14 protein-coding genes are annotated in these 13,842 nt (G+C 60.3%); all 14 read right to left on the bottom strand.

Annotated features, from left to right (window positions below):
* Positions 1–2: 2 nt before the first annotated feature.
* The 14 genes from GDV60_RS08430 to GDV60_RS08365 all read right to left on the bottom strand — a co-directional run bounded on the left by GDV60_RS08430 (position 3) and on the right by GDV60_RS08365 (position 13,607).
* Positions 3–308 (bottom strand): STAS domain-containing protein, encoded by a 306-nt coding sequence (locus tag GDV60_RS08430; protein WP_092234555.1) that lies wholly within the window; start codon positions 306–308, stop codon positions 3–5.
* A gap of 251 nt (positions 309–559) precedes the next feature.
* Positions 560–1,009 (bottom strand): flagellar export protein FliJ, encoded by a 450-nt coding sequence (gene fliJ / locus GDV60_RS08425; RefSeq protein ID WP_029292520.1) that lies wholly within the window; start codon positions 1,007–1,009, stop codon positions 560–562.
* 6 nt (positions 1,010–1,015) lie between these two features.
* The gene (gene fliI, locus GDV60_RS08420; protein ID WP_029292518.1) at positions 1,016–2,374 is read right to left on the bottom strand and encodes a flagellar protein export ATPase FliI; all 1,359 of its coding nucleotides are present in this window, start codon (positions 2,372–2,374) and stop codon (positions 1,016–1,018) included.
* Positions 2,364–3,128, bottom strand: coding sequence for a flagellar assembly protein FliH (gene fliH / locus GDV60_RS08415; RefSeq protein ID WP_029292516.1), 765 nt, complete (start codon positions 3,126–3,128; stop codon positions 2,364–2,366). Before fliH ends, fliI begins: the two co-directional genes overlap by 11 nt.
* A 10-nt stretch (positions 3,129–3,138) precedes the next feature.
* A complete protein-coding gene (fliG, locus tag GDV60_RS08410) occupies positions 3,139–4,158 on the bottom strand; it encodes a flagellar motor switch protein FliG (RefSeq protein ID WP_029292514.1) in 1,020 nt (339 codons plus the stop codon).
* A complete protein-coding gene (gene fliF / locus GDV60_RS08405; protein ID WP_159906858.1) occupies positions 4,151–5,926 on the bottom strand; it encodes a flagellar basal-body MS-ring/collar protein FliF in 1,776 nt (591 codons plus the stop codon). Before fliF ends, fliG begins: the two co-directional genes overlap by 8 nt.
* Before the next feature lie 16 nt (positions 5,927–5,942).
* Positions 5,943–6,272, bottom strand: a complete 330-nt coding sequence (fliE, locus tag GDV60_RS08400) for a flagellar hook-basal body complex protein FliE (protein WP_029292509.1) — start codon at positions 6,270–6,272, stop codon at positions 5,943–5,945.
* A gap of 131 nt (positions 6,273–6,403) precedes the next feature.
* Positions 6,404–7,783: a sigma-54 dependent transcriptional regulator gene (locus tag GDV60_RS08395; RefSeq protein WP_029292507.1), complete on the bottom strand. Its 1,380-nt coding sequence runs from the start codon at positions 7,781–7,783 to the stop codon at positions 6,404–6,406.
* Between the two features lie 205 nt (positions 7,784–7,988).
* Positions 7,989–9,200, bottom strand: coding sequence for a PAS domain-containing sensor histidine kinase (locus GDV60_RS08390; protein ID WP_029292505.1), 1,212 nt, complete (start codon positions 9,198–9,200; stop codon positions 7,989–7,991).
* 110 nt (positions 9,201–9,310) lie between these two features.
* Positions 9,311–10,786 carry a sigma-54 dependent transcriptional regulator gene (locus GDV60_RS08385; protein ID WP_159906856.1) on the bottom strand — a complete coding sequence of 492 codons (1,476 nt, stop codon included), beginning with the start codon at positions 10,784–10,786 and terminating at the stop codon, positions 9,311–9,313.
* A 173-nt stretch (positions 10,787–10,959) separates the two neighbouring features.
* Positions 10,960–11,256, bottom strand: a complete 297-nt coding sequence (fliT, locus tag GDV60_RS08380; RefSeq protein ID WP_029292500.1) for a flagellar protein FliT — start codon at positions 11,254–11,256, stop codon at positions 10,960–10,962.
* Positions 11,257–11,281: 25 nt separating this feature from the next.
* A complete protein-coding gene (gene fliS / locus GDV60_RS08375) occupies positions 11,282–11,680 on the bottom strand; it encodes a flagellar export chaperone FliS (protein ID WP_092234537.1) in 399 nt (132 codons plus the stop codon).
* A gap of 139 nt (positions 11,681–11,819) precedes the next feature.
* Entirely contained in the window at positions 11,820–13,178 is a 1,359-nt protein-coding gene (gene fliD, locus GDV60_RS08370) for a flagellar filament capping protein FliD (protein ID WP_159906854.1), read from the bottom strand.
* A gap of 81 nt (positions 13,179–13,259) precedes the next feature.
* On the bottom strand, positions 13,260–13,607 hold the full coding sequence (locus GDV60_RS08365) for a flagellar protein FlaG (RefSeq protein WP_159906852.1): 348 nt from the start codon (positions 13,605–13,607) through the stop codon (positions 13,260–13,262).
* Positions 13,608–13,842 lie beyond the last annotated feature (235 nt).

Below are 13,842 nucleotides of genomic sequence, written 5' to 3'. Positions count from 1 at the left end.
GCTCAAGTGATATCGAACAGCTTTTCGAAGTTGGAGATGGCGAGGATCTTGCGCACGTCGGAGTTGCTGTTGATCACACGCACATCCGCGTTATCGCCCCCGGCATGATCACGCAACAGCAGCAACATGCCCAAGGCCGAGCTGTCGAGATAGGTGGCCTCTTTCAAGTCCACCACGTAGACATCGGGAACCTTGTAGAACCGCTCATAGGAATCACGAAAGGGCTGGTGACTACCGAAATCGAATCGGCCCTTGATTGCGATCGTCAACTGCTTCCCATCCAGGGACACTTCTGACTCGACTGACATACGACTGCTTCCTTGTCGTGGGTATGTGCAACAAGGTGTAGCAGGTGATCACAGAGTGGGCAACAAGCAGCAGCAAATGTGGTGTTTGTTGTGGGCAAGGTGCTGTCGTGGCGAGGGGGCTTGTCCCCCGCTGGGCTGCGTAGCGGCCCCAATAAGACCGCTGAGTTTTTCAGATAGACCGGGCCGGCAGGTCTTGGGGCTGCTGCGCAGCCCAGCGGGGGACAAGCCCCCTCGCCACAACAAGCGTGCGGCTAGTACTGATCCTGGCGTGGCAAGCGCTGGGACAGTTCATCCAACAGCTTCTGCTCGCGCTTGTCTTCCAGGGCGCGGGCTTCGTCGATGTAGCGCTGCACCAGCTTGCGCAGGCCTTCGACCCGGGCGTAGGCCTGTTGCCAGCCTTCGCGGGCCTTGTCGAGGTTGTTCTGGTGCCAGGCCAGGCTCTGGCGCTGCTGGCCGACGGCGCTTTCCAGCTGGTTGAGAAAGTGCTGGTAATTCATCAGCCACTGCCCGGAAACGCCCTTGCTGCCGCGATCGATCCACTGCTGCTGGTACTCGCCCCGAAAGCGTTCCAGGTCGCCCAGTTTGCTCTCGGCCAGGCGCACCTGGCCCTGGAAATGCCCCAGGCGCTGGGCGGCGGTGCGTTCGGCGCTTTCAGCCATCTCCACCACCGGCGCAAGACGCGCGGCGCGACTGCTGGCCATGCGGGGTTAGCCGCCAGGCGCAGGTGCGAACACCGACGCCAGGTGCGCTTCGCTTTCGGCCATGCTGATGTTGTCGTTCAGGCCCTGGCGCAGGTAGGTCACCAGTTGCGGTTGCAGGGCAATCGCCAGATCGGTCTCGCGATCGCCACCGGCCACATAGGCGCCGACGCTGATCAGGTCGCGGCTCTGCTGGTAGCGCGACCACAACTGTTTGAACTGCTGGGCGCGGGTCATATGCTCGGCGCTGACCACCGAGGGCATGACCCGGCTGATGGACGCTTCGATATCGATGGCTGGGTAGTGCCCTTCCTCGGCCAGGCGCCGGGACAGCACGATGTGCCCATCGAGCACGCCCCGCGCCGAGTCGGCAATCGGGTCCTGCTGGTCATCGCCTTCGGACAACACGGTGTAGAACGCGGTGATCGAGCCGCCACCGGCCTCGGCATTACCGGCACGTTCCACCAGCTTGGGCAGCTTGGCGAAGACCGACGGCGGATAGCCTTTGGTGGCAGGCGGCTCGCCAATGGCCAAGGCGATTTCCCGCTGGGCCTGGGCGAAACGCGTGAGGGAGTCCATCAGCAACAGGACATTCTTGCCCTTGTCGCGAAAATATTCGGCAATCCGCGTGCAATACATGGCGGCACGCAGGCGCATCAATGGCGCATCGTCCGCCGGCGACGCCACCACCACGGACCGCTTGAGGCCTTCTTCACCGAGGATGTGCTCGATGAATTCCTTGACCTCACGGCCCCGCTCACCGATCAGGCCGACCACGATGATGTCGGCCTCGGTAAAGCGCGTCATCATGCCCAGCAGCACACTCTTGCCCACGCCGGTACCGGCAAACAGGCCCAGGCGCTGGCCGCGACCGACCGTCAATAAACCGTTGATGCAACGAATACCCACGTCCAGCGGCTGGCTGATGGGGTTGCGCTTGAGCGGGTTGATGGTCGGGCCGTCCATCGGCACCCAGTCTTCGGCCTTCATCCCGCCCTTGCCGTCCAGCGCACGACCGGCGCCGTCGAGTACGCGGCCGAGCATGCTCATGCCCATCGGCAGGCGCCCGGTATCCGCCAACGGCACCACGCGTGCGCCTGGCGCAATACCGGCGAGGCTGCCGACCGGCATCAGGAAAATCTTGCTGCCGGAAAAGCCCATGACTTCCGCCTCCACCTGCACCGGGTGGTAGCTGTCATCGTTGATCACTAGGCAGCGGCTGCCCATGGCCGCGCGCAGGCCTTCGGCTTCGAGGGTCAGGCCGACCATGCGCAGCAGGCGGCCTTCCAGGATCGGCTGGCCGGGCAACTCGGTGGCTTCGATATAACCACCCAGGCGCTTGGCGAAGCTGGTGCGATCAAGGCGCATCAGGTGCGTCCAGGTCCGTGCTCAGGTCCGGTGCCGCCGGGTGCAGCGCCTGTTCGTGCAACTGGTCGAACAGCTTGGCCATGATCTGCGTGATACGCGTCTCGACCGTGGCGTCGATCCGGCTGTGCTCGGTCTCGACCCGGCAACCACCGGGCTGCAACGCGGCATCCTCGACAATGCGCCAGGTTTCCTCATGGCGCTCGCGCAGGGCTTTGACCTGCTCGAAATCCTGCGGGTTGATGTACAGCCGCACATTGCCGACGCCCAGGGGCAACAGCTTGAGGGCTTCGCGCATCACGCTTTCAATCTGGCTGGAGTCCAGCGCCAGTTCACGCTGGATAACCTGGCGGGTGATGTGCTCCACCAGGCCGACCATGGCTTTTTCCAGTTGCGAGTCCTGCTCGGCAATCGGCGCGAACAGGTTGCCCATCAGCCGTTCGAGGCTGGCCAGTTTCACAGCGAGGGCCGCGTCAGCTTCCTGGCGAACCTTGAGGGTGGTGCTGTGAAAGCCCTCTTTCTCACCCGTGGCGAAGCCTTCGTTGTAAGCCTCCTGGCGGATGCTTTCGAGCTCTTCGAGGGTCAGTGGCTGGACTTCGTCCAGGGGCACTTCTTCCATTTCCACCGGGGTCTCTTCGACCGGCTCGGGCTCGGGTTCGGGCTTATGCGGGTCGAAGCTGGGCAGCGACCAGACGTCGAACCCGCCGACGTCCCGGGCGCGAATCAAGTCGCTGGGCGTCTCATCATTGTTCGACATGCGCTGCGCCTTAGATCATTTCTTCGCCGCCCTTCCCGCCGAGAACGATTTCTCCGGCTTCGGCCATACGGCGGGCAATGGTGAGGATTTCTTTCTGCGCGGTTTCCACGTCGCTGACGCGCACCGGGCCCTTGGCCTCGAGGTCGTCGCGCAGCAGTTCGGAAGCACGCTTGGACATGTTCTTGAAGATCTTTTCCTTGACGCCCTCGTCCGAGCCCTTGAGGGCCAGCACCAGTACATCGGAGGACACTTCGCGCAGCAACGCCTGGATGCCACGGTCGTCGACATCGGAGAGGTTGTTGAACACGAACATCAGGTCTTCGATCTGCACCGACAGGGTGTCGTCGATCTCGCGGATCGAGTCCATCAGCTGGCCTTCGACCGAGCTGTCGAGGAAGTTCATGATGTCGGCCGCGCGTTTGATACCGCCCAGGGTGGTGCGTGCGGCGTTGGAGTTGCCGGAGAACTGCTTCTCCAGGATCGTGTTCAGTTCTTTCAAGGCCGCCGGCTGCACGGTGTTCAACGATGAGACGCGCAGGATGATGTCCAGGCGCACCTTGTGGTCGAAATGGCCGAGCACTTCGCCGGCCTGGTCCGGGTCCAGGTAGGCCACGACAATCGCCTGGATCTGCGGGTGCTCGTAACGGATCACGTCCGCCACCGCTCGCGGTTCCATCCACTTGAGGCTGTCGAGGCCGCTGGTGTTGCCGCCCAGCAGGATGCGGTCGATCAGGCCGTTGGCTTTGTCTTCGCCCAGGGCCGAGGTGAGCATCTTGCGGATATAGCTGTCGGAGCCAACGCCCAGGCTGGTCTGGTCGCCGACGATCTCGACGAACTCGCTCATCACCTGCTCGACTTGCTCGCGGTGCACATTGCGCATCTGCGCCATGGCGACGCCGACCCGTTGCACTTCCTTGGGGCCCATATGGCGCAGCACTTGGGCCGCGTCGGTCTCACCCAGGGACAGCAACAGCACGGCGGCTTTGTCGACCCGGGTCAGCTTGGCAACAGAGGCTCGATTATCACTCATCTGCGTTGATCCACTCTTTCACGACCTGGGCCACACGACCCGGGTCTTCTGCCACCAGACTTTTGATTGCATTCAACTGCGCGTCGTAACCTTCGCTCGGGCTTGGCAGCAGAATGCTCTGCGGCCCGCCGAGGCTGACGCGGTCGTTGGCCAGTTCGCCATCCAGGCCGCCCATGCCACCCAACTCGACATCGCCGAACGGCGCCAGCTGCTTCTTGCCGTGGCCGGTGATGTTGTTGAGCACAGGGCGCAGCACGCCAAACACCAGCACCAGGATGAACAACACCCCCAGCACTTGCTTGACGATGTCCCAGAACCAGGGTTGAGAGTAGAACGGAATATCGGCAATCACCTCACCGCGCTCCAGGGAGAACGGCATGTTGATCACGCTGACGCTGTCACCACGGCTGGCATCGAAGCCCACGGCGTCCTGCACCAGGCGGGTGAAGCGCGCCAATTCATCGGCGGTCCACGGGGCGCGGGTGGTTTCGCCGTTGGCGGGGTTGATCTTGACCTGGTCATCCACCACCACCGACACCGACAGGCGGTTCAAGCGCCCTTGCTGTTGCTTGGTGTGGCTGATGGAGCGGTCCAGTTCGAAGTTTTTCGTCGATTGCGAACGCTTGTCGGCGGGATACGGCGCGAGCATCGGCTGGCCGGTGGCCGGGTCCATGATCTGCTGACCATTGGCGTCCAACAGCGGCTGGCCGGGCTGGATCGCGCTGGCGGTCGCGGCGGCGCCACCGGTGGTTTGCGGGGCACTGGCCGGCGCTGGCGGCTGATTGCTCAGGGCACCGGGTACGCCTTGCGGAGGACCATTGGCGGCAGTGCGTTGTTCGCTGGTCGATTGCTCGCTGCGCAGGGCCGGCTGGTCCGGGTTGAACTGCTCGGAGGTCGATTCGACGGCGCTGAAGTCCACGTCGGCGGACACTTCAGCCTTGTAGCGGTCATTGCCCAGTACCGGTTGCAGGATGTTGTGCACACGCTGGGTGAGCATGCTTTCCATGCGGCGACTGTAGTCGAACTGCTTGCCAGCCATGGTCAGCGCGGAGTTTTCCGCCTGGTCGGAGAGCAGGTTGCCCTTCTGGTCGACCACGGTGATCTGTGACTTGCTCAGCTCAGGCACGCTGGTCGCCACCAAATTGACGATGGCCAGGACCTGGCCCGGCTCCAGGGAGCGCCCGGCAAACAGTTCGACCAATACCGAAGCGCTGGGCTTGCGCTCGTCGCGCACAAATACCGAGCTTTTCGGGATCGCCAGGTGCACACGGGCACCCTTGACGTTGTTCAGGCTGGCGATGGTGCGCGCCAGTTCGCCTTCCAGGCCGCGACGGTAGCGGGTGGCTTCCATGAACTGGCTGGTGCCCAGGCCCTGGTCTTTATCGAGAATCTCAAAACCGATGTTGCCGTCGGTCGGTGCCACGCCGGCGCCGGCCAGCTTCAAGCGGGCACGGGCGACGTCGTCGGCCTTGACCAGCAAGGCGCCGGAGTTGGGCTCCACGGTATAGGCGATATCGGAGGCGGCCAGGGTTTCCATGACCTGCTTGGCATCCATCCCCGCCAGGCTGCCATAGAGTGGCCGGTAATCGGGTTGCTGGGACCACAACACCACGGCAAAACCAATCGCCACGCTGGCAGCCAGGCCGACCATCAGGCCCACCTGACGCAACATGGTCATTTCGGAGAGGTTTTCCAGGAACGACAGGCCAAACAGCGGCGGCTTGCCGTCTGTCTTGGCGGGTACGTTATCCACGACTGCTTCTGCCATGACTTAAATCTCGTCCTTAAACCGGCATCTGCATGATGTCTTGATAAGCCTGAACCAGCTTGTTGCGCACTTGGGTCAAGGCCTGGAAGGAAACGCTGGCTTTCTGGGATGCGATCATCACGTCGGTGAGGTCGACGCCACTCTTGCCGATTTCGAAAGCGGTCGACAGTTGGCTGGACGCCTGCTGGGTATCGCTGACTTTGTTGATGGCTTGACCGAGCATATCGGCGAAGCTGCTTTGGCCCAATTCCGGCGCTTGCACGACGGATTTCGGCTGGGACATGGCGTCCATTTGCATGGATCGCATATCCAACATCAACCGATTGAACTCAACACCTTGGCTCATGAACTTCTCTCTCCGACGACCCGCAATTTTTTGACACTACGCAGCGGTTAGTAGGGGTGGTAGCAACAAGGGTGCCAGCTCCATGGCAACTCGTAAGAAAAGCCGACAAACCTTGTCAGCTGATGTGTATCTCAGCTGGCGAAAAGAAACGCTTCCACGTCCATACCCGCATCGCGCATTTGCGCCAGCTTGTAGCGCAAGGTGCGCGGGCTGATGCCCAGGCGCTCGGCAGCCTCTTTGCGGCGGCCACGTTCGGCACGCAGGGTGTCGATAATCATCTGGAATTCGCGGCGGCGCAGGTCGTCGCCCAAGCCACCTGCGGCCTCGGCCGGCGCGCTTTGCAAAGGCGCCGGGGCCAGGCTCGGCATCGGCGCCGTACCGGCACCGACCGCCAGGCAGAAGTCCTGGGGCTGGATCAGGCCGCCCTGCTGCAAAATCAGCGCACGCTGGATCGCGTTGTCCAGTTCACGCACGTTACCGGGCCATGGGTAACTGATCAGGCAGGCCTGGGCCTCGGCCGACAGGCGCGCCTGGGCATGCTTCATTTTATTGACGTGTTTGTTCAACAGGCGCTCGGCCAGCGGCACGATATCGGCCGGGCGCTCACGCAACGGGCGCCAGGCCAGCGGGAAGACCGAGAGCCGGTAGAACAAGTCTTCACGAAAGCGCCCCGCCGCCACTTCGCCGGCGAGGTCACGGTTGGTGGTGGCGACCACGCGGATATCCAACTGGATCGGCTTGCGTGCGCCGACCCGCTCCACTTCGCGCTCTTGCAGCACGCGCAGCAGCTTGGCTTGCAGGCCGAGGGGCATTTCGGAGATTTCGTCGAGCAGGATGGTGCCGCCATCGGCCTGCTCAAACTTGCCGGCCTGGGCGGCGATGGCGCCGGTAAAGGAGCCTTTCTCATGGCCGAACAGGGTGGCTTCGAGCATGTTGTCGGGGATCGCAGCACAGTTGATCGCGATAAACGGTTGGCTGGCGCGGTGGGATTGCTGGTGGATATAGCGCGCCAACACTTCCTTGCCGGTACCGGACTCGCCGGAGATCAGTACCGTGGAATCGCTGCGGGCAACCTTGGCCGCCAGCTCCAGCAGTTGCGCACTGGCCGGTTCGCAGGCAATCGGTCCCTCACTGTCTGCCGCCCCGACGACGCCGAGAGCATGGCGTGCCACCAGCTCGATCAAGGCCTTGGGCTCGAAAGGCTTGACCAGGTAATCTGCCGCGCCCTGGCGCATGGCATCGACGGCGCGCTCTACCGCACCGTGGGCGGTCATCAACAGCACCGGCAGTTGCGGCTGGCGTGCCCGCAGCAGGCCGAGCAATTGGTGGCCGTCCATGCCAGGCATGTTGACGTCACTGACCACCAGGCTGAAGGACTCTTGCTCCACCGCCTCCAAGGCTTCCTCGGCCGAACCGACCGCCCGATAGTCATGGCCCGCCAACAACAGCGTGTCAGCCAGTGCTTCACGCAGGGCGCGATCGTCTTCAACCAGTAAAACCTTGATAGCCATTTATCCTTACTCCCATCCTTTTCAAGGTTTTTGAAAAGGCAGCTGCATTTTTGCCCCGTGGCGAGGGGGTTTATCCCCCGTTGGGCTGCGTAGCGGCCCTAAAACCGCTCACTCGGTCTATCAGAAAAAGTCATCGATCTTATTGGGGCTGCTATGCAGCCCAACGGGGGATAAACCCCCTCGCCACAGGGCATAAGCGTGTTGTTTACTCCGCGCTTGCCGTGCCCGAAAACAGCGGCAGCGTTATCAATGCACAAGTGCCGCGCCCCACACGGGAACGCAACTGCAATTCTCCCTGATGGGCACGGGCCACCGCCTTGACCACGGTCAGCCCCAGGCCGGTGCCGTTGGTCTTGGTGGTAAAGAAGGGTTCACCCAGGCGCTGCAACACGGCTGGATCAATCCCACTGCCGCTGTCGCTGATGCACAGGCGCAGGGTTTGCTCGCGGCTGTACAGGTGCACTTTGAGTCGCGCGCCCGGGCCGCTGGCCTGGCTGGCGTTTTCGATCAGGTTGAGCAGCGCGCCCACCAGGGTGTCGCGATTGCACAGCAGCTCGCCCCAATGGCTGTCGCACTGCCAACGCACCGAGGCTTCCTGTACATGGGTGGCGGCGGCGGCCTGCAGCGACTGCATCAAGGCGGCGGGCGTGACCCGGTCGGTCAGCGGCAATTCGCCACGGGCGAATACCAGCATGTCGCGCACTTGGTGCTCCAGCTCATGCAGGCGCTCCTTGAGCCGCCCGGCAAAACGCTGGTGGGTGGCGGTCGGCAATTGCTCATCAGTCAAATGGCTGGCGTAGATCAACGCAGCGGACAACGGCGTGCGGATCTGATGCGCCAGCGAAGCCACCATCCTCCCCAGGGACGACAAGCGCTCATGGCGCGCCAGCTGGTCTTGCAGGTGACGGGTTTCTGTCAGGTCGTTGAGCAGCACCAATTGACCAGGCTCGGCGTCCAGGGAACGGGTGGCGATGGACAGGCGGCGCCCGTCCTTGAGGGAAATTTCGTGGCCGTCGTCTTCACGGGGGGCAAAGCAGCGGGTGATGACATGGCGCCACAGCTCGCCTTCCAGCGGCAGGCCCAGCAGGTCACAGGCCGCAGGGTTGGCTTCGCGCACGCGGCCCTGGTCGTCGATCACGATCACGCCACCGGGCAACAGGTCGAGGAGGTTTTGCAGACGGTTGGCCAGGCGCTCTTTCTCGGCCAGCTCTTGCATGCGCTGGGCACTGACCACCGCCAACTCGCCCTTAAGCTCCGAAACCCGGGCTTCCAGCAGGCTGTAGGAGTCTGTCAACTGGCTGGACATCTGGCTGAACAGCGAAAACGCCTGCTCAAGCCCTTGCCGGCTGATCTGCTCTACGGACGGGACAAGTCCCTGGGTGTCAGGGACTGAAGAAAGGTGGGCGGCGTGGGGCATCGTGCTCTCTCGCTTGGCTGACCGTCAGTTAAACGGAACGTTGCGAGTGCTATAGCAATACCCGTGCCGAAAAAAATATCCTTATTTTTCAGCAGGTTAAAAAACAGGCGTCAATCATCCGCCTGTTCATCACCTTCACGCCGGCTCATGCCGTACTTGCGCATCTTCTCCACCAACGTGGTGCGGCGGATGCGCAGGCGCTCGGCGGCACGGGCGACGATGCCATTGGCGTCGTCCAGGGCTTGTTGGATCAGCCCTTGTTCGAGGCTGCCGAGGTAGTCCTTAAGGTCCAGGCCTTCGGGGGGCAACATGGCATTGGCACCGAAGTCCGGGGTGTGGCCGTTGATGGCTACGCGTTCTTCGAGATCACTGCGCAGGCTGTCCACCAATTGCTCGTCTTCATCGTCGACGTAGCGGAATTTCTTCGGCAACTCGACCACGCCGATCACCCCGTACGGATGCATGATCGCCATGCGTTCCACCAGGTTGGCCAACTCGCGCACGTTGCCCGGCCAGCCGTGGCGGCACAGGGACATGATTGCGGCGGAGTTGAAACGGATCGAGCCGCGCTTTTCGTGCTCCATGCGCGAGATCAGCTCGTTCATCAGCAACGGGATATCTTCCACACGCTCGCGCAGCGGAGCCATCTCGATGGGGAATACGTTGAGGCGGTAGTACAGGTCTTCGCGGAAGCTGCCGACCTCGATCATGCTTTCGAGGTTCTTGTGGGTGGCGGCGATGATGCGCACGTCGACGCTCTGGGTCTTGTTGCTGCCCACGCGTTCGAAGGTGCGTTCCTGCAACACGCGCAGCAGCTTGACCTGCATCGGCAACGGCATATCGCCGATTTCGTCGAGGAACAGGGTGCCGCCGTTGGCCAGCTCAAAACGCCCGGCACGGCTGGTGATCGCCCCGGTAAAGGCGCCCTTCTCGTGGCCGAACAGTTCGCTTTCGAGCAGCTCTGCCGGGATCGCCCCACAGTTGACCGGCACGAAAGGTCCGTCGCGGCGCTTGGAATGGTAATGCAGGTTGCGCGCGACCACTTCCTTGCCGGTGCCGGACTCGCCGAGGATCAGCACGCTGGCGTCGGTATCGGCCACTTGCTGCATCATCTGGCGCACGTGCTGGATCGCACGGCTGGTGCCGACCAGGCTGCGGAACAGGTTGGGTTCGCGGTGACGACCGCGCTCGCGGGCCTGGTCGTACATCTCGCGATAGACCTGGGCACGGTGCAGGGAGTCGAGCAATTTGCTGTAGCTGGGGGGCATTTCCAGGGTAGAAAGCACACGGCGGCGCTGGTCTTCCGGCAAATCCACGGAAGAAATATCGCCCATCAGCAACACGGGAAGGAACTCATCCCAGGATGAGAGTGTCTTTAACAGGCCAAGAACTGCGCCAGGAGCGTTTACCGTCCCGATCAGCACACAGATGACTTCACGGCTCGATGACAAAGAGCTGACGGCCTGCTGCCAATCGTGGCTGCCGCAGGGTAAATTTTCTTCACCAAGAAAATTCAAAATCACCGCCAAATCGCGGCGACGGACGCTATCGTCATCAATCAGCAGAATTTTCGTTTCACGCCACATGCAATAGCAACTTCCCTAGTAAAACTCTAATGCCCTCGAATCGGGGCAATCTAGATAGCTGTAGGCGTTTTCTGCGCTACGGTTACCTGACGTCTGAAAATAGCACTAGTTAAGTCAAAATTATGCGAGCAGTCAAATTTATGACGCGCTATGTTCGGATTAACTGAGCCAGATCAGCCGAACAGATGGTAAACCTTTGACGCATTTTTCGCTTGGTTGATCTGCGACATCTCTTCAAATATCGCCTGGCGCTCGCCGGTCGTCACCTCCAGCAGCTGTTGGTAGACCACCAACAGGCTCTCCAGCTTCTCGCGCAGCGCACCCTCGTCCACCGGCGCTTCACTGAGCACTTCGTCGATACAGGCGCGGCAACCCATGTCCAACTCGCCGATAGCATCCCAATTGCGTTCTGCCAGCGCACCGATCAAGGCGTCGCGGGTTTCGTCAATGCGTTGCAGTGCGTGGCTCATGCTGTGTTCCTCAAGGCCGGCGGCCTTAATTGGCTGCCTCGGCAGCAATGGCATCCCAACCGCTTTTAACAGTGATCAGCAGGCCTGCAACCTCATCAATCATCTGAGCGTCGTTGCCACTGTTGGCCTCAACCAAACGAGATGTCATGTAGGCATAAAGCTCATCCAGACGCTTGATCGACGTCGGATCTTCAACCTTTTCCGGATCCAGACCTTCGCGCAACCCCGAAATGATTTCAATCGCCTTGCCGAGCATCAACCCTTTCTGTGCCACATCGCCACGGCTCATAGCGCCTTTTGCCTGCGCCAAACGATCCAACCCACCCTCCATCAGCATCTGCACAAGACGGTGCGGACTGGCTTCGGAAATCTGCGCGTGGGAATTGACCTTCTGATACTGACGAAGGGCTCTCATGGGGTTCATATCTCTAACTCCCTACCGGAAATAGCTGAAAAACTGTTCTAACTATTATGTCGACCACGCGACAAAAAACTTTAAAACGCTAGCGCATAGGCCCGGATCAAAAACGCAATTGATCCAAACCCAAAGAGCCAAGCGCTAATCAGGTCGTCTTGGGATTATTCAATGAGTTGAGCGTAGTCATGATACTGCTACTGCTGGCCCGGAGCTTAGCCACCAAGGAGTCCATGGCATTGTACTTTGCGCTTAGGGACAACTGCAGACTCTCGATTCGACGGTCAAGGGCTTTCTGCTCGGTGTCCAGATCCGTCAGTTTAGCGTCCAGGCTACTGGTTCGCGACGCCAGAACTCCAGTAGTACCCACATAGCTGTCAGTAGCTTTAGTCATGCGGGTGATCAAACCCTTATCGCCGGTGAACAAACCCGCGACATCCGCCCCACCAGTAGCTACCGCCTTGTCCCACTTTTTATTGTCAAGGGACAGCAGGCCAGTCTTCTGGTCAGTGTTTAGGCCAATCTGCGATAGGCTGGCCAGGGCGCCCGAACCCGAGCCGTTAAGCAGCTCACCACGCAAGGTAGAAACCAACTGACGCATAGTCGCGTCACCAGTCAGAGCACCCGCCGTAGTAGTCGCAGTTTCTCCAGTGGCAGTTACCTTGGTCTGGCTGTTGATCGAGCCAATTAAAGCATTGTAGGCCGTAACAAACGACTGCACCGAGGTCTTGAGGGTATCGGTATTGCTCGCCACCTTGATGGAACTGTCACCCTTTGCGATCAACTCCAGATTCACACCACTGATCGCCGACGTAACCTTGTTACTGGTGGACTCCATTGCAATACCATCAATGGTGTACTCAGCATTTTGTGCAAGCTCACCCACTCTCGTAAAAGTGCCCAGGCCAAGCGTACCGGAAGCAACGGTAATATCGCTGCCCTTGCCAGTGGTCTGCGAAGTCATCACCAAGCGCGAACCATTGGCGTCAGTCAGAATATTTGCACTAAGGCCTTTAGACTGTAGCTGGGTATTGATCAGATCACGCGTCTGTTGCAGCGTGGCACCCGCCGGGATCGATACCCTATGGTCGGTATCAGATTGGGAAATCGTAAGTATCTGAGCCTCCGAACCGGAGTTAACGACCGTCGAAGCACCATCAGCAAACACTGCCGATTGGGTTTTGGATGCAGTAGCGAGTTTCTCTACATGCAGCGCATAGCTGCCACTGGAGGCGGAGTCACCCAAGGTCACCTTGGCGAATTTCTCTTCAGAGGACGTGGCGGCCAGGCCCGTGAATGAGGAGGCCGTATTCAGCTTGGCGATGGCCGCACGATAAGCTTCCATCGCAGACTTAACACTGCCGACAGCGGACAACTGCGTAGTCGTGGTCTTTTGCTGGGCGGTAATCTGCGCTTGCTTTGGTGCCTTTTCTGCCTCCACCAAAGCCTTGACGATTGCCTGTGTATCGACGCCAGATCCCACGCCACTGATCGTTGAACTCGCCATCTTTTTGCTCCTTAACCGGTGGCTGCAGCTTTCTTGACAAAAGCCCCTTCAAGCGCAGACACAAACAATTTTCATGCCAATTCAGGCTTTCATATCAAACAGCAGGCTGCTGGCATCGGTCAAACTCTGTGCCAGTTTCAATGCGGTTTCCGAGGGAATTTGTCGAATTACCTCTCCACTATCGGTAGCAATAACTTTGACCACCACCTTCCCTGTAGAGTCATCGATGGAAAAATCCAGCTCACGCCGCGCTGCCTGTACGAACTCTCGAATATCTGTCACCGCTTTCTCCAAATCGTCCCGCTTGGGCTCGCGGGCGGCCTGGGCGGTCACCTCGACTTTGGGCTGATTGACGATCTCGGGCGTCTTCACGACTTGGGCCGCTGCAGCCGTCGTGTAGGATAAGTTCAGCTTCACGCTCATATCCATCTGTGCCACCTAATTATTCAAGTGAAAAAATAGAAGGCTACGCCACAGTGTGCCCCAGCCAATTGCCGTACCGCCCTACTCAAGCTTTGACTTCAGGGCAGACCGTTTTTAAAAATTGTACTGTCGACCTAGCAACTGCCTGAGGTGATTTATAAAGCCTCGTAAGGTATATCGACCCAAAAACGTGTAGCTTGAGAATTTTTGCGGATTATTTTCCTAAACACGACTGTAGGCC

Source organism: Pseudomonas sp. DTU12.1 (assembly GCF_009873475.1).
Classification (GTDB): Bacteria; Pseudomonadota; Gammaproteobacteria; order Pseudomonadales; family Pseudomonadaceae; genus Aquipseudomonas; species Aquipseudomonas proteolytica.
This window is presented reverse-complemented; position numbering and strand designations above follow the sequence as displayed.

Excerpts from the sequence above, each read along its gene's own strand:
- GDV60_RS08430 (WP_092234555.1), bottom strand. The coding sequence starts at position 308 with ATGTCAGTCGAGTCAGAAGTGTCCCTGGATGGGAAGCAGTTGACGATC.
- fliG (WP_029292514.1), bottom strand. The coding sequence starts at position 4,158 with ATGAGTGATAATCGAGCCTCTGTTGCCAAGCTGACCCGGGTCGACAAA.
- fliE (WP_029292509.1), bottom strand. The coding sequence starts at position 6,272 with ATGAGCCAAGGTGTTGAGTTCAATCGGTTGATGTTGGATATGCGATCC.
- fliH (WP_029292516.1), bottom strand. The coding sequence starts at position 3,128 with ATGTCGAACAATGATGAGACGCCCAGCGACTTGATTCGCGCCCGGGAC.
- fliF (WP_159906858.1), bottom strand. The coding sequence starts at position 5,926 with ATGGCAGAAGCAGTCGTGGATAACGTACCCGCCAAGACAGACGGCAAG.
- fliJ (WP_029292520.1), bottom strand. The coding sequence starts at position 1,009 with ATGGCCAGCAGTCGCGCCGCGCGTCTTGCGCCGGTGGTGGAGATGGCT.
- fliI (WP_029292518.1), bottom strand. The coding sequence starts at position 2,374 with ATGCGCCTTGATCGCACCAGCTTCGCCAAGCGCCTGGGTGGTTATATC.
- fliS (WP_092234537.1), bottom strand. The coding sequence starts at position 11,680 with ATGAACCCCATGAGAGCCCTTCGTCAGTATCAGAAGGTCAATTCCCAC.
- GDV60_RS08385 (WP_159906856.1), bottom strand. The coding sequence starts at position 10,786 with ATGTGGCGTGAAACGAAAATTCTGCTGATTGATGACGATAGCGTCCGT.
- GDV60_RS08390 (WP_029292505.1), bottom strand. The coding sequence starts at position 9,200 with ATGCCCCACGCCGCCCACCTTTCTTCAGTCCCTGACACCCAGGGACTT.
- GDV60_RS08365 (WP_159906852.1), bottom strand. The coding sequence starts at position 13,607 with ATGGATATGAGCGTGAAGCTGAACTTATCCTACACGACGGCTGCAGCG.
- GDV60_RS08395 (WP_029292507.1), bottom strand. The coding sequence starts at position 7,783 with ATGGCTATCAAGGTTTTACTGGTTGAAGACGATCGCGCCCTGCGTGAA.
- fliD (WP_159906854.1), bottom strand. The coding sequence starts at position 13,178 with ATGGCGAGTTCAACGATCAGTGGCGTGGGATCTGGCGTCGATACACAG.
- fliT (WP_029292500.1), bottom strand. The coding sequence starts at position 11,256 with ATGAGCCACGCACTGCAACGCATTGACGAAACCCGCGACGCCTTGATC.